This is a genomic window from Haemophilus sp. oral taxon 036, assembly GCF_002998595.1.
Lineage (GTDB): Bacteria > Pseudomonadota > Gammaproteobacteria > Enterobacterales > Pasteurellaceae > Haemophilus > Haemophilus haemolyticus_K.
In genome coordinates this window covers 1,682,412-1,703,291 of sequence record NZ_CP027235.1, presented here as the reverse complement: position 1 = coordinate 1,703,291, position 20,880 = coordinate 1,682,412, and the positions used below count along the sequence as shown (strand labels likewise).

The 20,880-nt window shown below is 37.8% G+C and carries 23 protein-coding genes; 11 read left to right on the top strand and 12 right to left on the bottom strand.

The genetic code is table 11. The annotated features are described in order from the left end of the window. Nucleotides 1–32 precede the first annotated feature (32 nt). Both pheS and C3V42_RS08180 read right to left on the bottom strand, forming a co-directional pair. The gene (gene pheS / locus C3V42_RS08185; protein ID WP_106014236.1) at nucleotides 33–1,022 is read right to left on the bottom strand and encodes a phenylalanine--tRNA ligase subunit alpha; all 990 of its coding nucleotides are present in this window, start codon (nucleotides 1,020–1,022) and stop codon (nucleotides 33–35) included. 148 nt (nucleotides 1,023–1,170) lie between these two features. Next, a complete protein-coding gene (locus C3V42_RS08180; protein WP_240610349.1) occupies nucleotides 1,171–1,848 on the bottom strand; it encodes a hypothetical protein in 678 nt (225 codons plus the stop codon). 48 nt (nucleotides 1,849–1,896) lie between these two features. Here C3V42_RS08180 and yfaE point away from each other — a divergent pair, with 48 nt between their 5' ends. After that, nucleotides 1,897–2,145 carry a class I ribonucleotide reductase maintenance protein YfaE gene (yfaE, locus tag C3V42_RS08175; protein ID WP_048953645.1) on the top strand — a complete coding sequence of 83 codons (249 nt, stop codon included), beginning with the start codon at nucleotides 1,897–1,899 and terminating at the stop codon, nucleotides 2,143–2,145. Here yfaE and dapB read toward each other — a convergent pair. From dapB to ribE, 6 genes are all read right to left on the bottom strand, one after another. Further along, nucleotides 2,140–2,952, bottom strand: coding sequence for a 4-hydroxy-tetrahydrodipicolinate reductase (gene dapB, locus C3V42_RS08170; protein ID WP_106014234.1), 813 nt, complete (start codon nucleotides 2,950–2,952; stop codon nucleotides 2,140–2,142). The genes yfaE and dapB overlap by 6 nt on opposite strands. 16 nt (nucleotides 2,953–2,968) lie before the next feature. Further along, nucleotides 2,969–3,598, bottom strand: a complete 630-nt coding sequence (locus C3V42_RS08165) for a LysE family transporter (RefSeq protein WP_164994237.1) — start codon at nucleotides 3,596–3,598, stop codon at nucleotides 2,969–2,971. Continuing rightward, complete coding sequence (locus C3V42_RS08160; protein ID WP_106014232.1) at nucleotides 3,598–4,089, bottom strand: phosphatidylglycerophosphatase A; 492 nt, start codon at nucleotides 4,087–4,089, stop codon at nucleotides 3,598–3,600. The genes C3V42_RS08165 and C3V42_RS08160 overlap by 1 nt, the downstream gene beginning before the upstream one ends. After that, nucleotides 4,086–5,072 (bottom strand): thiamine-phosphate kinase, encoded by a 987-nt coding sequence (thiL, locus tag C3V42_RS08155; RefSeq protein ID WP_106014231.1) that lies wholly within the window; start codon nucleotides 5,070–5,072, stop codon nucleotides 4,086–4,088. Before thiL ends, C3V42_RS08160 begins: the two co-directional genes overlap by 4 nt. A 66-nt stretch (nucleotides 5,073–5,138) precedes the next feature. Next, the gene (gene nusB / locus C3V42_RS08150) at nucleotides 5,139–5,573 is read right to left on the bottom strand and encodes a transcription antitermination factor NusB (protein WP_005628659.1); all 435 of its coding nucleotides are present in this window, start codon (nucleotides 5,571–5,573) and stop codon (nucleotides 5,139–5,141) included. Nucleotides 5,574–5,576: 3 nt separating this feature from the next. Further along, nucleotides 5,577–6,050 (bottom strand): 6,7-dimethyl-8-ribityllumazine synthase, encoded by a 474-nt coding sequence (gene ribE / locus C3V42_RS08145; protein WP_005628657.1) that lies wholly within the window; start codon nucleotides 6,048–6,050, stop codon nucleotides 5,577–5,579. Between the two features lie 156 nt (nucleotides 6,051–6,206). Here ribE and C3V42_RS08140 point away from each other — a divergent pair, with 156 nt between their 5' ends. The 10 genes from C3V42_RS08140 (at nucleotide 6,207) to C3V42_RS08095 (ending at nucleotide 17,297) form a co-directional block, all read left to right on the top strand. Next, a complete protein-coding gene (locus C3V42_RS08140; protein WP_106014230.1) occupies nucleotides 6,207–6,875 on the top strand; it encodes a DUF2057 domain-containing protein in 669 nt (222 codons plus the stop codon). A gap of 101 nt (nucleotides 6,876–6,976) precedes the next feature. Beyond that, nucleotides 6,977–9,109, top strand: a complete 2,133-nt coding sequence (gene yccS / locus C3V42_RS08135; RefSeq protein ID WP_106014229.1) for a YccS family putative transporter — start codon at nucleotides 6,977–6,979, stop codon at nucleotides 9,107–9,109. Between the two features lie 90 nt (nucleotides 9,110–9,199). After that, nucleotides 9,200–9,778 carry an electron transport complex subunit RsxA gene (gene rsxA, locus C3V42_RS08130; protein WP_048953635.1) on the top strand — a complete coding sequence of 193 codons (579 nt, stop codon included), beginning with the start codon at nucleotides 9,200–9,202 and terminating at the stop codon, nucleotides 9,776–9,778. Between the two features lie 87 nt (nucleotides 9,779–9,865). Continuing rightward, nucleotides 9,866–10,447, top strand: coding sequence for an electron transport complex subunit RsxB (gene rsxB / locus C3V42_RS08125; protein WP_046943227.1), 582 nt, complete (start codon nucleotides 9,866–9,868; stop codon nucleotides 10,445–10,447). Beyond that, nucleotides 10,448–12,823, top strand: coding sequence for an electron transport complex subunit RsxC (gene rsxC, locus C3V42_RS08120; RefSeq protein WP_106014228.1), 2,376 nt, complete (start codon nucleotides 10,448–10,450; stop codon nucleotides 12,821–12,823). It abuts the gene before it with no gap. A gap of 4 nt (nucleotides 12,824–12,827) precedes the next feature. Continuing rightward, nucleotides 12,828–13,904, top strand: a complete 1,077-nt coding sequence (gene rsxD / locus C3V42_RS08115) for an electron transport complex subunit RsxD (RefSeq protein ID WP_106014227.1) — start codon at nucleotides 12,828–12,830, stop codon at nucleotides 13,902–13,904. Next, the gene (gene rsxG, locus C3V42_RS08110) at nucleotides 13,904–14,527 is read left to right on the top strand and encodes an electron transport complex subunit RsxG (protein ID WP_106014226.1); all 624 of its coding nucleotides are present in this window, start codon (nucleotides 13,904–13,906) and stop codon (nucleotides 14,525–14,527) included. The genes rsxD and rsxG overlap by 1 nt, the downstream gene beginning before the upstream one ends. A 1-nt stretch (nucleotide 14,528) precedes the next feature. Continuing rightward, complete coding sequence (locus C3V42_RS08105) at nucleotides 14,529–15,227, top strand: electron transport complex subunit E (RefSeq protein WP_106014225.1); 699 nt, start codon at nucleotides 14,529–14,531, stop codon at nucleotides 15,225–15,227. Nucleotide 15,228: 1 nt separating this feature from the next. Then, a complete protein-coding gene (gene nth / locus C3V42_RS08100; protein WP_046942942.1) occupies nucleotides 15,229–15,864 on the top strand; it encodes an endonuclease III in 636 nt (211 codons plus the stop codon). Between the two features lie 59 nt (nucleotides 15,865–15,923). Further along, complete coding sequence (locus C3V42_RS08095; RefSeq protein WP_106014224.1) at nucleotides 15,924–17,297, top strand: sodium-dependent transporter; 1,374 nt, start codon at nucleotides 15,924–15,926, stop codon at nucleotides 17,295–17,297. A 50-nt stretch (nucleotides 17,298–17,347) separates the two neighbouring features. Here C3V42_RS08095 and qseC read toward each other — a convergent pair whose 3' ends face one another. The 4 genes from qseC to C3V42_RS08075 form a co-directional block, all read right to left on the bottom strand. Then, nucleotides 17,348–18,703 carry a quorum sensing histidine kinase QseC gene (gene qseC / locus C3V42_RS08090; protein WP_106014223.1) on the bottom strand — a complete coding sequence of 452 codons (1,356 nt, stop codon included), beginning with the start codon at nucleotides 18,701–18,703 and terminating at the stop codon, nucleotides 17,348–17,350. Next, on the bottom strand, nucleotides 18,704–19,366 hold the full coding sequence (locus tag C3V42_RS08085; protein ID WP_106014222.1) for a response regulator: 663 nt from the start codon (nucleotides 19,364–19,366) through the stop codon (nucleotides 18,704–18,706). Nucleotides 19,367–19,430: 64 nt separating this feature from the next. After that, the gene (locus C3V42_RS08080; protein ID WP_005636761.1) at nucleotides 19,431–19,796 is read right to left on the bottom strand and encodes a YgiW/YdeI family stress tolerance OB fold protein; all 366 of its coding nucleotides are present in this window, start codon (nucleotides 19,794–19,796) and stop codon (nucleotides 19,431–19,433) included. Nucleotides 19,797–19,927: 131 nt separating this feature from the next. Then, entirely contained in the window at nucleotides 19,928–20,815 is an 888-nt protein-coding gene (locus C3V42_RS08075; protein WP_106014221.1) for a Dyp-type peroxidase, read from the bottom strand. Nucleotides 20,816–20,880 lie beyond the last annotated feature (65 nt).

The following is a 20,880-nucleotide window of genomic DNA, read 5'->3' as shown; positions in this document are numbered from 1 at the left end:
TGTTGTTATCCTTTTAATTCAAATCCGAGAAATTACTTAAATTGTTTTAAGAAACGTAAGTCGTTTTCAAAGAACGAACGTAAATCTGTTACGTTATAACGTAACATTGTTAAACGCTCAACGCCCATTCCCACGGCAAAACCAGAATATTCATTCGGATCAATACCAACGTTACGCAACACATTTGGGTGTACCATACCGCAGCCCAACACCTCTAACCATTTACCGTTTTTACCCATCACATCCACTTCGGCTGAAGGTTCAGTAAACGGGAAATAAGATGGACGGAAACGCACTTGTAAATCTTCTTCAAAGAAAGCGCGTAAGAAATCGTGTAATAAGCCTTTCAATTCTGTGAAATTTGCTTTTTTATCCACATAAAGCAATTCAATTTGGTGGAACATTGGTGTGTGCGTTTGATCGTAGTCATTACGATATACACGTCCCGGAGCCATAATACGGATTGGTGGCTGCATTTTTTCCATAGTACGAATTTGCACGCCTGAAGTTTGGGTGCGAAGTAATAATTCTGGATTAAACCAGAAAGTATCGTGATCGGCACGTGCAGGGTGATGTTTAGGAATATTTAAAGCATCGAAGTTGTAATAATCACTTTCAATTTCAGGGCCATTTTCAACTGAAAAGCCAAGTTCTGAGAAAAATTTTGTTACGCGATTAATCGTCATGGTAACTGGGTGTAAGCCACCAGTTTCAACTTTGCGACCAGGTAAACTGACATCTACACGTTCTTTTTCTAATTTTGCGTTAAGTTCAGCCTGTTCCCACTCCACTTTTTTTGCATTTAAAAATTCTAACGCAGCTTGTTTTGCTTCGTTAATTTTTGCGCCCATAGCCGGACGTTCTTCTGCTGACACGTTACGCAATTCTTGCATTAATTGAGTAAAATGCCCTTTCTTACCAAAATATTCGACACGGATTTCATCCAAAGCCGTTAAACTTTTATCCTGAATGGATTCAATCGCTAATTTCGCTTTCTCAACAAGCTCGTTCAGATGTTGCATAGTTTCCCCTGCTTCTCTTTTCTCTATAAAATAAAAAACCGAGTAATGATAATACCAAGTACTTAAAAAGTAAAAGAATAATACGAAAAATCATTGGTTTATCAAAAATAAAAATGGAATAACGTTATCGCTATTCCATTTTTTCTTGTTACCAACAAAATCGTTCATTTACAAAATTTTCTGACCGCTCTTTTTGCCATTTTTCTTTATTGTTTGGATTGGCAAAAAAACGTGCTTGTTCCTGTAAACGTTGAACTAATTTTTCTTCTGCTTCTTTTAACGCTTTTCTACGATCCACAAATTTTGCGGGTAATACTGGTAAGAAAATCACTTCATAAGGATGCGCAATTGTCCATTTCACCGCATTTTCGGCTGCACGACTTTGTTTATCAAAATTGCAAAACGCATAAGCATTAACAAACTGCCCTACAACATGGCTGAACCCTGTATTATCCTGCACCGTTTGTTTTGGTAAATCCAATACATAAAGTGCGGTGATCAAGCGATTTTGCCCACGATAAAACCAAGTAACAGCTTCATCTCTTAAGCCAAAATCATAAGCCCGAGCGGCTAACGTAAACATCGTCATGGGTGAAATACGAGCTGGATTTTCTTCTACAAATTTCACCGCACTTTCATAACCTTTTATCGTATTTTCACGTAGCATAGGATCAATTTCTTTATGTACAAATACATTTTCTGATTTTCCATTTTCAGCAGAATAATAAGGGTTGATATAAACATCCACCGTCTTCACTGGTTCTTTGCTAATAGAACTACAAGCAGTAATAAAAAGTGCGGTTATAAAACACAGTATTTTTAACATATGGATTTTCCTTATATAATGCCCAGCAAATTTCACTGCATTGTTATTATGAAAATTCATCTAATCTACAGTAAAACCACATTAGAATTCAATAATGAAACAAGTTTACTCGATCATCTCGAGAAAAATAATATTCACCATGAATATCAATGTCGTAGTGGCTATTGTGGTTCTTGTCGTGTGAAGATCAAAAAAGGCAAGGTATCCTATAAAGATTCGCCCCTTGCCTTTATTCAACCTGATGAAATTTTATTATGCTGCTGTCACGTAGAAAGTGACATTGAAATTGATTTATAAATTATTTAAATCCAATACATCCGTCATATCAAATAAGCCATTCGCCTTATTTTCTAACCATTTACCAGTACGCACTGCGCCATTAGCGAAAGTCATTCGACTTGATGCTTTATGGGAAATTTCTACACGCTCGCCAATATCAGCAAACCACACCGTGTGTTCCCCCACCACATCCGAAGCACGAATAGTAGAAAAACCAATTTCATCACGTTTACGTTCGCCTGTGATTCCTTCACGACAAAATACGCCGTGCGTTTTTAAATCACGACCTAAGGTTTTCGCGATATGTTCGCCCATAGAAAGTGCGGTGCCAGATGGCGCATCCACTTTATGACGGTGATGAGCTTCGATCACTTCAATATCGCAATAATCCCCCATCACTTTTGCCGCTTTTTCTAAAAGTTTGAAGACTAAATTCACGCCAACACTGAAATTTGATGCAAACACAATAGCAATTTTATCTGAAGCTGCTTTAATCGCCGCTTTACCATTTTCATCAAAACCAGTTGTACCGATCACCATTTTTTTATTATTCGCTACGCAAAATTCAATATGCTCAAGAGTGCCTTCTGGTCGAGTAAAATCGATTAATAAATCGAATTTATCTTTTTGGCTTTCAAGATCGTCTGAAACTGTTACACCAAGTTGACCAATTCCCGCCAATTCTCCCGCATCCGTCCCGACTAAAGATGATCCTTTGCGTTCAAAGGCCGCACCGAGTTCTACGCCTTCCGCAGAATGAACCGCTTGAATTAATTGACGCCCCATTCTTCCGCCAGCACCCGCGATTGCAATTTTTAATGTCATGTTACTTCCTTTTTTATTAATGAATTATTTCGTTGATGCCGCTATAAACAAGCACACAACCAAAAAATAAAAATACGATACCCGCCATATTATCAATATAACGGCTGTATTGACTGTATAAACGCTTGGCAATATTACGTGAAAAAATCAATGAAATCACATAAAAATAACAAAATGTTTCTACCACAATCACCATAAAAGCCAAGATAATTTGCCACATTTCAGTGATATTTACTAAGACAAGCGACATCACGCTACTAAAATACACCACGACTTTTGCATTAGATAAGTTCACTAAAAGCCCTTTCACAATTTCTTTTTTGATTGTGGTTTGCTGATTAAATTCAATATCAGAATGCGGTTCAAATTGAGCGTATTTTTTACTGCGGGCCATTAAAAAACCGAGATATGCTAAGTAACTACCGCCTAGCAACATAATAACGCCATGTAATACTGGAATAGTAACGAATAACACCGCCAATCCCAACATGGAAAGCATTCCCCAAAAAGCGATACCAAGCGTTATACCTAAAATGCCACAAACTGTATTACGACGAGAATTACTTGCTGCCATTCGGCTTACATAGAAGAAATCTGGCCCTGGAGTCATTAATCCAAATAAATGCACAATGATTAAATTCAGCATCACAACATCCAATAATGAATAGCAAATACGACAATCACCGCATAAATTGCCGCTAATACATCATCGACCATAATGCCAAAACCACTTTCGAGTTTTTCGTCAAAATAACGAATTGGGAATGGTTTTAAAATATCGAAAAAGCGAAATAATGCAAAAGCAGCCATAATCCATTGCCAAGATAATGACGGGATCGCCGCTAATACAATAAACACACCGACAAATTCATCCCAGACGATAGAACCATGATCGTGCACGCCCATATCTGCTGTGGTTTTTTGACAAAGATAGCAACCGAGTAGAAAACAAAGTGCGGTAAAAATTAAAAAGGTTTTTACACCTAACAAAGAAAGCAACATCACGCCTAAAATTGTTCCCGCCAAACTCCCCCAAGTACCGGGAGCAGGATGAATTAAGCCCGCTCCAAAACCAACGGTAAGCAAATGAATAGGATTTAAAAGAGAGATTTTTTTAAGAGGATTATTTTCTGTCATTTTGATTCCTTAAAATGATCGAAACCACTTGAAAAAGTTATATTCACAGATTTTCCATCCCGTAAAAAACGGGGCGAAAAGTCGCTGCACTTTTCTGTAATTTTACCAATACAAGTACAGGGCACATTCAGTTTTTTCAAGCGTAATTCTAATTCATCTTTATATTCGGGAGGTATGGTAAAACAAAGTTCATAATCTTCTCCACCACTTAAGGCAAATTGTTCCGCTTGAGTGCGATCATATTTATTTAAAATCGATGATGAAAGAGGTAAAGCTGTAAGTTCAACTTCAGCACTACATTGACTTCTTTCAAGAATATGCCCTAAATCAGAGATTAACCCATCGGAAAGATCAATGGCAGCATGAGCAATATCAATTAACGCTCGCCCAAGTTCAATTCTAGGTGTGGGTCTAAAATGACGTTGTAGCAAAAAAACATCATCAGAATCAACCGCACTTTTGCCCAATAAAATTTGCGTTAAACCTGCAGCGCTATCGCCTAAGGTGCCTGAAACATAAATTAAATCGCCAACTTTTGCTTCATGCCGACAAATCCCTTTACCTTTTTCGACAAAACCTTGTGCCGTAATCGTAATAGATAAGTTGCCTTTTGTGGTATCGCCACCAATTAATGTGACGTTGTATTGTTTTAACGTGTGCAATAAACTTTGACTAAATGCTGAAATCCAATTTTCATCTACATTTGGCAAAGTTAATGCCAGAGAAACCCATTTTGGCTGTGCCCCCATTGCAGCAAGATCACTTAAGTTTGTTGCAATGGCTTTGTAAGCTAAATCTTCGGATGAAATGGTTGGTAAAAAATGTGTATTTTCCACCATTGTATCGGTCGTAATGGCAAGCTGATAATTCTCAGGCACGGAAACCAGCGCACAATCGTCGCCAATAGATAATTGAACGGAATCATCATCTAATATTTGTGGCTGAAAATATCGTTTAATTAAATCAAATTCACCGATTGCCATTTTTCACCTATCTTATAAAAGAAAAGGCACGCGTTAAAAACGCGCGCCATTTTCAGTTTAAAAGGATTATTTACGCCCTAATGCGGGTGCGATTTTATCAAGTACGCCATTGATATATTTATGGCTTTCATCTGCACCGAATACTTTTGCCACTTCAATCGCTTCATTGATAACCACTTTATATGGCACATCTAATTCAAAGCGTAATTCATAAACAGCCAAACGTAAAATTGCAGTTTCAATAGGATCAAGCTCATCAAAAGCGCGGTCAATATAAGGCGAAATTGAAAAATCAACGGTTTCAATATTTTCTACTGTTTGACGAAATAATTTACGGAAGTAAGGTTTATCTACGCCATCCATATCTTGATCTAACACAAAGGCTAATTCAACTTGTTCTGCAGTATTGCCAGATACCGCCCAAGAATACAAGGCTTGAACAGTACATTCACGCGCACGACGACGAGCAGAAGGCTTTTTCACTTGTTTTTGTTCTGTCATGATTTATGCCGCATCAATTTGTTGAATAAGATTAACCATTTCAAGTGCAGTTAAGGCTGCTTCTGCACCTTTATTACCTGCTTTAGTACCAGCACGTTCAATTGCTTGTTCAATATTTTCTGTGGTTAATACACCAAAAGCGACGGGGATTTCAGCATCCATTGCAACTTTTCCTAAACCGCTACTTGCTTCCCCTGCTACATATTCAAAGTGCGCAGTACCACCACGGATAACTGTACCTAATGCCACAATCGCATCAAATTTTTTACTTTCAGCTAAACGACGAGCAACTAATGGCAACTCATACGCACCAGGAGCACGCACGATAGTGATATTTTCATCTTTCACTTGGCCGATACGTTTTAATGCATCAATTGCGCCTTCTAATAAACTTTCATTAATAAAACTGTTAAAACGAGCAATTGCTACTGCAACTTTTGCATTAGGTGCTGCGACTGAGCCTTCTAAAACTTTCATATTTTTTCCTATTAAAAAATCACTATCGTTAATTTGGTAGAGAATTCTAGCATAAAAAAACTTTTTTAAAACCAACCGCACTTTTTTATTTTCATTTTAGTGAATTTAGCATAGCATAAGCATTGTTCTCATTTTCATCTATTAAAAGGAGCAATTATGAAATTACGCACTATTGCATTAAGCCTAGCGATATTATGTGCTAGCTCAACGAGCTTTGCTGGAATGGTTTCAACGTCATCTAATCTTGAGTTTTTAGCCATTGATGGACAAAAAGCATCAAAAGCATTATTAAAAGAAACAAAATCATTTAACATCAATGATACTGAAACACATCAAGTGGTTGTTCGTTTAGGTGATATTATTGGTTCAGGTTCTAATCAATCTTTATTTGAATCTAGTCCTATCATTGTTACATTCAAAGGTTCCCCAGAAGATATTACTATCTCTGCACCTTCAATCCGTAGCCGCTCCGAAGGTGAAAAATTTAATAGTACACCAACAATTAATATTACTAGCAAATCAGGCAATACTATTGCAGCGAAAGTAGATGTTTTAAAACAAGAGGGTTTATTCCCTAGTGCAAACGTGGTAAACGATCTTTCTACATATAATGCCTCAGGTGCAACCGCATCTGTTGCAGCATTTTCGACTGCAGCAATACCAACCACAATGCCAGTTGCTTCTGCAAGCAATGCTAAAATAAACAAAGGGAAAGTTGTTGTTCAAGGTGAGAATGTTGCAGAACAGCAACTTCAATACTGGTTCCAACAAGCAGATAAGGAAACTCAAATACGTTTCTTAAACTGGGCAAAATCCCACAAGTAACGCATTATCTCGTTCAAAAAGCTTTGATGTTTGAGTACGCTTATATAGATAATAAAAGTGAGCCTTGCTGCTCACTTTTTCTATTGTAATAAGGATGAATAATGAACAACTGGTTAAATGCTAAAGTGATTGCTGCCATTCCTATTTTTATTGCTGTAAATATTGCCGCAATTAGCGTATGGGCATTTAATATATCTCAACAGTCTATGCCTTTAATTCTAGGTATTATTGCAGGAGGATTAGTTGATTTAGACAATCGTTTAACTGGGCGTTTAAAAAATGTCTTTTATACATTGATAGCTTTCTCTATTTCATCCTTTATTGTCCAATTAAATATCGGCAAGCCAATACAATATATTGCCTTGATGACTGCGCTTACATTTATTTTTACTATGATAGGTGCTGTTGGACAACGCTATAGTACCATTGCATTTGGTACACTAGTTGTGGCACTTTATACTACACTAACCTATACACCTGAAATACATGAATGGTTTATCAACCCTGTCATGATTCTATGCGGTACGCTACTTTATAGTGTAATAACACTCATTGTCTATTTATTCTTTCCAAATCGTCCCGTACAAGAAAGTGTTGCTAAAGCTTTCTGTGCGCTAGGTGATTACTTAGATGCCAAATCTTATTTTTTTGATCCCGATGAAATAAATGAAATAGAAAAAAAACATCTTAATTTCGCTATGAAAAATGCAAATGTAGTTTCTGCATTTAATATTGTTCGTACAGCACTATTCTATCGTATTCGTGGTCAACATCGACATCCTCGCACACAACGAATGCTCCGCTATTATTTTGCGGCGCAAGATATTCATGAACGTGTAAATTCTACTCATTTTGATTATCAGCAAATTACTGAAAAGCTAAAAAATACAGACTTAATTTTTCGCATTCAGCGCTTACTAGAATTACAAGCACAATCTTGCCGAGAAGTAACAACAAGTTTACGCCAAAATAAAAACTATCAATTCAATGAACGTGTTGAGCGCGCACTATCGGGTACATTGCACTCCTTCCAGCTATATCGAGAACAACACATCTATGATAAAGATCAGCTTATTGAGATTCAGACCCTACTAGATAACTTGCAAAGTATTAACTGGCAACTTCGACAACTTACTCAAGAAACAGATGATGCTGATCATTTAGCAAGAATTCATACGGATCAAATTACAGGCTTAAAAAATATCTCTACTGCAATTTTTAGCCACTTTACCTTTGAATCTCAACTCTTTCGCCATGCAATACGTTTATCGATAGTGGTTTTTTTATGCTGTGTCATCGTAGAGTTTTTCCAATTTAATCTTGGTTATTGGATTTTACTCACCGCTGTCTTTGTCTGCCAACCAAACTATTCTGCCACCAAAACACGTTTACGCCAGCGGATTATCGGCACTTTTCTTGGCGTGGTGATAGGATCGCTTTTACCCTATTTTAATCCAACCTTAGAACTTAAGCTGGGTCTTGTAGTCCTTACTAGTACACTATTTTTCTTCTTTCGCAGTAATAATTACAGCTTCTCTACCTTTTTTATCACATTACAGGTCTTGTTAAGCTTTGATGTTATGGGTTTTAATACTTCAGCTGCACTCATGCCTCGTTTGTTTGATACATTACTAGGTTCGGCTATCTCATGGTTTGCTGTTTCTTATTTATGGCCTGATTGGAAATATTTACAATTAGATAAAGTTAGCCATAAAGCGGTTCAAAGTGATGCAACTTATCTTTTACATATTATTAGTCAACTACAATTTGGTAAAAGTGATGATCTAAAGTATCGCATTGCTCGTCGTAATGCACATCAATATGCAGCAGCACTTAGTACAACGCTTTCAAACATGAATAATGAACCTGAAAAATACAAAGCATTTTTACAACAAGGGTTTGATTTACTTAAACTGAATTATTCCTTATTAAGTTATATTTCTGCGCTAGGTTCCTATCGTGAAAAAATGAATACTCTACAACAAACTACACAATTTTTATCTGGTTTCTATCCTGTTGCCAAAAAAATTATTTATTCTCTTGAAAATATCGAAAAAATACCGCCAGATATATTTGCTAAACTCCAAAAAAACATTGAAACCCACCTAAAGGAGTTAGAGAAACAAGAAATGACAGAACAAGATCGCACAGCATTTAGCTTGCCTTATCAGCAACTAAATTTAATCACACAATTATTGCCCGCTTTTTATGGTTATTTTCACAAAGAATACTGATAAATAGTAGGGTTATCGCATTTAAAAATACCTATTGTTCTTCAATTCATAAATAGCGATAATACTTCCCTACATAAAAGGCAAAGAAAAATGACAAATTATATTTTATTGATTATCGGTACTGCATTAATTAACAACTTTGTACTTGTAAAGTTCTTAGGACTATGCCCGTTTATGGGGGTATCAAAGAAAATTGAAACCGCAGTAGGTATGGGACTAGCAACAATGTTTGTATTAACCGTCGCCTCCCTTTGTGCATATTTAGTTGATCATTATATTCTTGTTCCCTTGAATGCTACTTTTTTGCGTACATTAGTATTTATTTTGGTTATTGCCGTAGTTGTACAATTTACCGAAATGGTGATAAATAAAACTAGCCCAACGCTATATCGTTTACTTGGAATTTTCTTGCCTTTGATAACCACAAACTGTGCAGTTCTCGGTGTCGCATTATTAAATGTAAATCTTGCTCATAATTTAACGGAATCTGTCGTTTATGGTTTTGGTGCATCTCTTGGGTTTGCACTTGTATTAGTGCTTTTTGCTGCGCTTCGTGAACGTCTTGTAGCGGCCGATGTACCTTTAACTTTCAAGGGTTCATCTATCGCACTTATTACAGCTGGTTTGATGTCTCTTGCTTTTATGGGATTCACAGGACTAGTGAAGTAATAACATGATCTATCTTTTAATGGCTATTACCATTTTGATTTTATTTATTGGGTTCTCTCAGTATTTTTCAGGAAAAAGAAAGAAATAATGACCCTTCTATTCATCGTAATCACTTTACTCGCTTTAATTTTCGGTGCGATTTTGGGCTTTGCTTCACTTAAACTCAAAGTTGAGGCCGATCCTATTGTGGAAAAGATTGACTCTATTTTGCCACAAAGCCAATGTGGACAATGTGGTTATCCAGGCTGCAAACCATACGCTGAAGCTATTTGCAATGGAGATGACATCACAAAATGTATTCCTGGTGGTCAACCAACCATCGTAAAAATCGCAGAGATTTTAGGTGTTGATGTGCCAGCAATGGACGGTGTAGAAGAACCTATCGAGAAAGTCGCTTTTATTGATGAAAATATGTGTATTGGCTGCACAAAATGCATTCAAGCCTGTCCTGTTGATGCCATTATTGGTACAAATAAATTCATGCATACGATTATTCCAGATCTCTGTACTGGTTGTGAACTTTGCGTAGCGCCCTGCCCGACAGATTGTATATCAATGATTCCCGTGAAAAAAAATATCGATAATTGGGATTGGAAGTTTGATGCAAAATTAGTCATTCCAGTAATGAATGTAAATGGCACTGAGAAAAAATTGGTTGTGGGGGAATAAATGACGGACGTATTATCTCGTTTCAATTCCGGTAAATTATGGGATTTCAAAGGTGGTATTCATCCGCCTGAAATGAAATCACAATCTAATTCACAACCATTACGTTATCCCCCTTTAGTAACAGATTTTTATATTCCTCTTAAACAGCACGCAGGAACAACAGGTCACCTTTTAGTAAAGGAAGGCGATTACGTATTAAAAGGTCAACGTTTAACGCAAGGCGATGGCTTGCGTATGCTACCCGTTCATGCGCCAACTTCAGGCACAATTAAATCGATTAAACCTTATGTTGCCGCACATCCGTCTGGTCTTGATGAACCTGCAATTCATTTGCAAGCGGATGGCTTAGATCAATGGCTAGCGCGTAATCCTATTGATGATTTTTTGACACTCTCGCCGGAACAACTCATTAACAAAATCTATCAAGCTGGTATAGCTGGCTTGGGCGGTGCAGTATTTCCGACTGCTGCTAAAATTCAATCAGCAGAGAAAAAAGTCAAACTTTTAATTATCAATGGTGCAGAATGTGAGCCTTATATCACTTGTGATGATCGTCTTATGCGTGAACGCGCCGATGAAATCATAGAAGGCATTCGTATTTTACGTTATATCCTACGACCTGAAAACGTAGTCATCGCCATTGAAGATAACAAACCTGAAGCAATAGAGGCAATCCGCAAAGCGCTACAGGGAGCAAATGACATTAGCATTCGAGTGATTCCAACAAAATATCCTTCGGGTGCCGCAAAACAGCTTATTTATTTGCTTACAGGAATGGAAGTGCCAAGTGGTGCGCGTTCTTCTAGTATTGGCGTACTGATGCATAATGTTGGTACAGCCTTTGCAATTAAAAGAGCGGTTATAAATGACGAACCTTTAATTGAACGTGTCGTCACCCTTACAGGTGATAAAATTCCTGAAAAAGGTAATTATTGGGTCCGACTTGGTACACCAATTTCTCAAGTATTGACGCACGCTGGCTATCAGTCTGATGAACGTTATCCTGTATTTGCGGGGGGGCCAATGATGGGATTGGAACTTTCCAATCTCAATGCACCAGTGACAAAAATTGTTAACTGCTTGCTTGCACCAGACTATTTTGAATATGCAGAACCAGAGCCTGAACAAGCTTGTATTCGCTGTTCTAGCTGTTCTGATGCCTGCCCAGTCAACTTGATGCCACAGCAACTCTACTGGTTTGCGCGTAGTGAAGATCACAAAAAATCGGAAGAATACGCCCTCAAAGATTGTATCGAGTGCGGGATTTGTGCCTACGTATGCCCAAGCCATATTCCGCTGATTCAGTATTTCCGCCAAGAAAAAGCAAAAATTTGGCAAATAAAAGAAAAACAGAAAAAATCAGATGAAGCCAAAATTCGCTTTGAAGCTAAACAAGCGCGAATGGAACGTGAAGAACAAGAGCGTAAAGCACGTTCACAACGTGCAGCAGAAGCACGTCGAGAAGAATTAGCGCAAACCAAAGGTGAAGATCCTGTTAAAGCGGCGCTAGAACGCTTGAAAGCGAAAAAATCCAATAAAACAGAATCAAAACAAGTTAAAACGATTACCTCAGAAAAAGGGGAAGTTTTACCTGATAACGCTGATTTAATGGCACAACGTAAAGCTCGTCGTCTGGCTCGTCAGCAAGCGGAATCTCAAGTCAAAAACCAAGAACAACAAACTCAACCAACCGATGCGAAAAAAGCAGCAGTTGCAGCCGCGCTTGCTCGAGCAAAAGCGAAAAAACTTGCACAAGCAAATGAAACCTCTGAATCAGTCTCAAACGATCAAACCGTAGAACGTGCGGTAGAAAAAACAGACGAAAATTCAACCGCACTTGATCCGAAAAAAGCGGCGGTAGCTGCAGCGATTGCCCGTGCAAAAGAGAAAAAACTTGCACAAGCAAATGAAACCTCTGAATCAGTCTCAAACGATCAAACCGTAGAACGTGCGGTAGAAAAAACAGACGAAAATTCAGCCGCACTTGATCCTAAAAAAGCAGCGGTAGCTGCAGCGATTGCCCGTGCAAAAGCAAAAAAACTTGCACAAGCAAATGAAACCGCTGAATCAGTCTCAAATACTCAAGCCATAGAAAGTGCGGTAGAAAAAACAGAAGAAAATTCAACCGCACTCGATCCGAAAAAAGCAGCAGTAGCTGCAGCGATTGCTCGAGCAAAAGCAAAAAAACTGGCTCAAGCGAATGGAACTACAGAATCAGTTCCGACCACTCAAGCCATAGAAAGTGCGGTAGAAAAAACAGAAGAAAATTCAACCGCACTCGATCCGAAAAAAGCGGCTGTAGCGGCTGCCATTGCTCGAGCAAAAGCAAAGAAATTGGCAAAAACACAAGCAACATTAGAAAATAATCAGGAATAAAATAATGTTTAAAATGGTTAGCTCTCCTCATACTCATTCGGGGAAACTCACAGCGCGTATTATGCTTTGGGTCATGTTGGCAATGATGCCAGCTTTTTTCACGCAAATTTATTATTTTGGATTTGGCGTGGTGTTTCAATCTGCATTAGCCATTGGTACAGCAATCATTGCGGAATTTATTGCAATAAAATTACGTGGTAAAAAACCGCTAAATTATCTTTCAGATTTCAGCGTATCCCTGACTGCTTTAATTTTGGCGATGGCTATTCCACCTTATGCACCTTATTGGGTCATCATCATTGGAACACTCTGTGCAGTTTTATTAGGTAAACAGGTTTATGGTGGCTTAGGACAAAACCCATTCAATCCTGCGATGATTGGCTATGTAATTCTTTTAATTTCATTCCCATTACAAATGACAACTTGGATGCCACCAATTAATTTATTACAGGAACCACCGACTTTTTCAGATGCATTTTCATTAATATTTTCAGGTTTAACCACTGATGGATTTACGCTTTCACAACTTACACATAATATTGATGGCATCACCCAAGCAACGCCTTTGGATAGCGCAAAAATTTTCTATAAAAGTCACACTCAATTAAATGATTTTTATGAATTAATTAAACTGCCGATTTTTATGGGTAATGGAACCGACTTTGCTCAAGGCTGGTGGCAAGTCAACGTGGCTTTCTTAGTGGGCGGAATTGTCCTTATTTTAAAACGTGTAATTCATTGGCAAATTCCAGTAGCGATGCTCGTCACCTTTTTCTGTTTAGCCACCGCGACCGCTTTTACTGGCTTCACACATTTAAGTGCGATTAGCCAACTCGTTAGTGGCGCAATGATGTTTGGCGCATTTTTTATTGCGACAGATCCTGTCACAGCTTCCATTACACCACGAGGAAAAATTATTTTTGGCGCATTAGTGGGGTTATTTGTCTATCTCATTCGCTATCACGGAAACTTTCCAGATGGTGTAGCATTCGCAATTTTATTAAGTAATATTTGCGTTCCACTTATCGATCATTACACACGTCCTCGAGTATCTGGTTATCCAACAAAAGGAAAAAAATAATGGGCACAGTAAAAATCACATCGCGTTACGGGATATTGTTAGGCTTTGTCGCCCTACTCTGCACAGCAATTTCTGCGGGTATTTTTTTCCTAACAAAAGATAAAATTGACGCGGTGATGGCGGCACAACAACGAGAATTACTTTTACAAGTCATTCCACAAAATTATTTCAATAATAATTTGCTAGAAAGTGCGGTTATCCCTCAAGATAAAAATTTGGAGGGCATTCAGAAAATTTATTTTGCGAAAAAAGATGGAAATGTTTCTGCCTATGCCTATGAAACCACAGCACCGGATGGTTACTCTGGTGATATTCGCTTGCTTGTGGGATTAGATCCGAAAGGTGAAATATTAGGTGTACGAGTAATCGAACACCATGAGACCCCAGGCTTAGGCGATAAAATTGAACTTCGTATTTCCAACTGGATTCTAAATTTCACTCATCAATCGATTAATGAGCATAATTTGAGCGAATGGGCAGTAAAAAAATATGGCGGAAAATTTGATCAATTTTCTGGTGCAACCATTACACCTCGCGCAGTGGTGAATCAAACTAAACGCTCAGCATTAATCATGCTAAATAACCAAGCCTTGTTACAACAGCTTTCAACACAAGTGAAATAATATGACAGATTTAACTGAAAAAAATACCGCACTTGAAGAAGAAAAAATAGAAAGTGCGGTTGAAAATCAACAAAAGTCCATGTGGAAAGAAATCTTTACTCAAGGAATTTGGAAAAATAATCCAGCGGTTGTTCAACTTCTCGGGCTTTGTCCGCTTTTAGCGGTGTCTAGCACCGCCACCAATGCACTGGGTTTAGGTTTAGCGACAATGCTTGTGCTCACTTGCACAAATACGGTCATTTCACTTTTCCGTAAATATATTCCGAATGAAATCCGCATTCCAATCTACGTGATGATCATTGCGACCACAGTAACTGTCGTTCAACTTTTAATGAATGCTTATACCTATACGCTTTATCAATCACTTGGAATTTTTATTCCACTCATCGTTACCAACTGTATTGTGATTGGTCGAGCAGAGGCATTCGCCTCAAAAAACAGCTTACTCCATTCCGTTTGGGATGGGTTTTCAATGGGATTAGGGATGGCGCTTAGCTTGACAATACTTGGCGCATTGCGTGAAATCATTGGACAAGGTACGGTTTTTGATGGCATCGAAAATCTATTCGGCGAACAAGCGAAATTTTTAACGCTCCATATTTACCATACAAACAGTAGCTTTTTACTTTTCATTTTGCCACCAGGCGCATTTATAGGATTAGGCTTGCTCCTTGCAATAAAAAATCGAATTGATAAATAAGATGAATAAATTAAAAAGAATCGAAATATTAACCCGATTAAGAGATCAAAATCCCCACCCAACCACAGAATTACAGTATAATTCGCCCTTCGAATTATTAATTGCGGTAATTCTATCGGCACAAGCAACCGATAAGGGTGTGAATAAAGCGACAGAAAAACTATTCCCTGTTGCAAACACGCCTCAAGCGATTTTAGATTTAGGATTAGATGGTTTAAAAAGCTATATTAAAACTATCGGGCTTTTTAATAGCAAAGCAGAAAATATTATCAAAACCTGCCGTGATTTAATTGAAAAGCACAACGGTGAAGTGCCCGAAAATCGCGAAGCCTTAGAATCATTAGCAGGTGTGGGTAGAAAAACAGCCAATGTTGTACTAAATACGGCATTTGGTCATCCAACTATTGCGGTGGATACCCATATTTTCCGTGTATGCAATCGAACTAATTTTGCACCTGGTAAAGACGTGGTAAAAGTAGAAGAAAAACTACTTAAAGTCGTACCTGATGAATTTAAAGTGGATGTTCACCATTGGTTAATTTTACACGGGCGCTACACTTGTATCGCACGGAAACCTCGTTGTGGCTCATGCATTATTGAAGATCTGTGTGAATATAAAGAAAAAATTGAGTTTTAATTTTTGCGATAAAACACTCTAATTATTTACCGCACTTTTTATTAAAAATAGGAAAACAAATGACAACAAATAATAAACAGCGACAAACTTGGTCGAGCCGACTCACTTATGTCATGACTGTCGCAGGCGCAACTGTCGGTTTTGGCGCTACTTGGCGCTTCCCTTACCTTGTAGGCGAAAATGGTGGTGGAGCCTACGTTCTACTTTTCTGTATCGCAATGATCGTAATCGGTATTCCGATGATTCTCGTTGAAAACGTGATCGGCCGTCGATTACGTGTAAATTCCATTGATGCCTTTGGCGATAAAATTCTGGATAAAGGAAAAGGCATTTCCAAATATTGGAAAATCCTTGGCTACATGGGATTACTCGGCTCATTCGGTATCATGGCATATTATATGGTGCTTGGTGGCTGGGTTATTTCTTATATCATTAGCCTAATCAGCGGTACCTTAGATATCTCAACACCTATTACTAAAGATGTCGCCAAAGATTTCTACGAGCTGCATATCGGCAATAGCCCTTATGAAATTATGCTGTACACCTTCTTATTTGTTGTAGTGAATTACATTATTTTAGCTAAAGGGATCATTGGCGGGATTGAGCGTTCTGTAAAATATTTAATGCCATTGCTATTCATCTTCCTCATTGGAATGGTTATTCGCAACGTAACATTACCAGGTGCAATGGAAGGAATTACATTTTATTTAAAACCAGATTTCAGCAAAATTACACCACAATTATTTATCTTCGTTTTAGGTCAAGTATTCTTCGCATTAAGCCTTGGTTTTGGCGTATTAATTACGCTTTCCAGTTACTTAAATAAAGAAGAAGACTTAATACAAACTGCAGTTATTACAGGTTTCACCAACACAATTATTGCCGTACTTGCTGGCTTTATGATCTTCCCATCACTTTTCACCTTTGGGATTGAACCAAATGCAGGCCCAACTTTAGTATTCCAAAGTTTACCTATCGTATTCTCTCACTTATGGGCGGGTAAATTCTTTGCAATTATTTTCTTCGGCTTATTATTAATTGCTGCGCTAACTACTTCTATCACAATTTATGAAGTAATCATTACCGCATTACAGGAAAAGCTCAGAATGCGCCGTGGCAAAGCGATTGTCTTAACCCTTGGTGGGATTTTTGTATTAGGTAATATTCCAGCAATTTTAGGGGATAATGTATGGAAAGATGTCACCATTTTCGGCAAAAGCATTTTTGATTTCTATGATTATGTCAGTGGAAATATTCTCTTTATGCTGACCGCACTTGGTTGTGCTATTTTCGTTGGTTTCGTGTTAAAAGATGAAGCGAAAAAAGAACTTTCTCCAACACCTGACTCAACATTCACTAAAATCTGGTTTAACTATGTGAAATTCGTTGTGCCAGTGATTATTTTAGTCATCTTTATCAGCAACCTATTCTAAAAAAGAAAAACCGAGTCTTTACTCGGTTTTCTTTTTTTTAAAGAAAATGTCTATAAAAATATTTGTGCCTTTAAGCCAATTCGCTGCCCTTCTTTTATAACATTTTCTAACCGCACTTTGAATCCGTGTAATTCCGCAATTCGCATGACAATAGAAAGCCCTAAACCGCTGCCTTTTTCATTTTGCCCAGCTGGACGATAAAAACGCTGACCAAGTTTTTTCAAATCTTCAGGTTCAACACCACCACCATTATCTTCAATAATAATCTGAGAAGATGCGATTTTCACTGAAACGGTTGTGTCTTCAGAACAATATTTAATGGCATTATCGAGTAAATTTCTAAGCATCAATGAAACTAAAATTGGTTGCCCTTGTTTCTGCTTGGGTTCAGATTCTTTCTCTAAAGCCAAGGTAATTTTACGCTTTTCCGCCACAAAATAACGCTCAGCAATCAGCGACTGAATGATTCCTTCCCAATCAATAGGCTGTAATTCTTCTAATTCTTGTAAATTATCCAGTTTTGAAAGGGTCAAAAGTTGCTCAATTAACTGCGATGCACGATCGATCCCTTGTGTTAAATGCAAAAGTGCTTGTTCTCGTAATTCCCTATCATCACCCGCCAGTTGAGCTACTTCAGTTTGAATACGCAGTGCCGCCAATGGACTACGCAATTCATGGGCGGCATCAGAGGTAAAACGACGTTCGCGTTGTAGCATAGCCGAAGTGCGGTCAAAAAATTGATTTAAATTTTTTACTAAGGGTAAAATCTCAGCAGGTAAGCCCTCTGTATTCAGCAATGACACATCGCCAGATTTTCTCGTTTGAACTTCTTGGCTTAAACGTTTAATCGGTCGAAGTTCTTTATGAATCAACCATCCTAAAACGATGATCAAAATAGGCAAACTCGCAAACCAAATCCACATTTGCCCAAAGATCATTTCTTCAATTAAATCTTCCCGGTAATCAAGCTCTTGCCCAACAGCAATAATCAAATTTCCATTCGCTACAGACTGCCAGAAAATACGCCATTCATCGTCATCATTCAGCATATAGCCTTTTGCAAAGCCAATTTCATTATCAAAAACAAAATTATCGCCATTACGCCCATCTGTTAATAAACGTTTTCCATCCTTAGAAAAAATAGCAAAAGCCAATGCATCGTCATCATAATTTTTCTTGAACGAATGTGACTGGATTTTATTAATATCTTCCACATGCTCTAACAGAATATGACTAAGATCTGAATTGGCAAGACGTTCAGCAAAAAGGATTTGTTGGGCATCGAAAACATCATTCACTTCATTACGCACCTGCCACCAGGCGACAGCAGTAGATACGCCCCACACAAAAAGTGCGGTGAAAGAAAGAACAGAAATAAGACGAAAACTTAAACGTTTGTTTTTCATTTATTGGGTCACTCCCAACGCATATCCAACGCCGTGTACTGTTCGAATAAATTGCTTACCTAATTTCTGACGCAAATTATAAATATGCACGTCTAACGCTCCGCTGCTAATTTCTTCATCCCAGCTTGATAATTTTTCTTCAATAGATGAGCGAGATAGTACGCGATCTTTATTCAGCATAAATAATTCAAGTAATTTGTATTCACGGCTTGTTAAAGAAATAGGTTGATTATTCAGCCAAACAGAACGCTGATTTGGATCGAGTTTAACGCCAGCGTGCTCAATCACAGAATGATGATGACCATAACGACGACGAATAAGTGCCTGCAAACGCGCTGCAACTTCAGCTAAAGCAAAAGGCTTACAAAGGTAATCATCTGCACCACTTTGTAAACCTTTAACACGTTCATCTAAAGTATCACGGGCAGTCAAAATTAATACTGGGACATCTTGATGCTTGGAGCGCCATTGTTGCAATACATCTAATCCATCAAGCTTCGGCAAAGTTAAATCTAACACAACCGCATCATAAGGCGCAGAGGTTAAGGCATCCATTCCTGTTTTTCCATCCGTAAACCAATCCACCGCAAAACCTAGTTTCGTTAAACCAATCTGTAAACCATTGCCGATTAGATTATCGTCTTCTATCAATAAAATTCTCATAAAAAATTGACCGCTCTTTATAAATAAAAACAGCGAGCTAATGCTCGCCATTTTCAAAGAATGATTATTTTACTTTTTCGATACGTAATACTTCAAGATCCGCTTTCTCGAATGCTTCGTTATCTAATTTACCGTAAACTTTCACTTTATCACTTGGATCTACATTTAAACCATTCCAAACGTGGCGTTCAATTTCCACTTTGATTTGACCTGTGCCATCGCTAAACCAGAATTCATCGTCATCAATTTGTTGTGTAATATTCCCCACTAAAGTGATCATTGAATTATCTGCAGCAGATAAAGCTTGTTTTACACTAATTGCTGAAGGGGTTGCTTGTTGAAAACCGCCTTGAGTATTTCCGCCGTTAAAACCTGCGAATGCAGAAGTGGTTGCTAATGCGAAGATTGTTGCTAATGCAAATTTTTTCATAATGTTTCCTTTTTAAGTCAGTTAATTTCAAGCACCATTGCTTGGATGTGTGTATTAAAACAAACAAATCTTAAGAAAATATTAAGAAACATAAAAAAACCTAAATTTTTTTAATTTAGGTTTTTCATAAATTAAAGTTTATTCAACTGCTCAATAGATGGTGCGTAATAATAAGCGCCCGTTACAGCCTTAGTGAAACCTAAAATGCGGTCAGTTTTTCCGTCTTTCTCACCAAACATATTAAGTAACTGTTGTTCAATGTTATAAAGCGTTGCACAGTAAGCAATAAAGAATAATCCGTTCGTACCGCTCGCAGTACCATAAGGTAAGCTTTGACGTAAGATTTTTAATCCCTTGCCATTCTCTTTTAAATCTGTACGACCAACATGAGAAGTATCCGCCTTATCTTCCATTTCTACGCTATCCGTTTTAGTGCGTCCAAACACATTTTCTTGTTTTGATGTATTTAATTTTTCCCATTTAGCGAGATTATGTTCATAACGTTGAGTAAACACATAACTCCCATCTTTATCATTGCCATTGGAAATTAAGGCAACTTCTGCTCGCTTTGCATCTTTTGGGTTTTCAGTTCCGTCAATAAAACCAGTGAGATCTCGTTCCTCCACCCAACGGAAACCATGAATTTCTTGCTGAACGTCAATAGCTTGAGCAAAAGCATTCACTGCAGCTTGTGCCACAGAAAAATTAACATCAGGGCGTAATGATTGAATATGCACTAAAAGATCAGTTTGTGTACTAGGTGCAGATAGATCACCTTTGCCTAAGGTTACGAAAGGTTTAAGCTCTGCCGCACTTTGACCTCCTAACTTTTTCCATGCGCTATCACCAAAAGCGAGCACAGCACCTAGACGAGCATCTGGATACGCTTGTTGTAACTGTTCAAGACTATCAAGGAATTGATGAATAGCTTTAGAGACAACAGAATAATCCGTAATATTTGCTTCTAAAAACACACCTGCTTTACAAGATTCAAGTAAAATACCCGTTTGCGCAGTCATAAAAATCTCCGTACATCAATAAAAAACAGTCAGATTATACAAAAACACTGTATAAAAATCCTAAA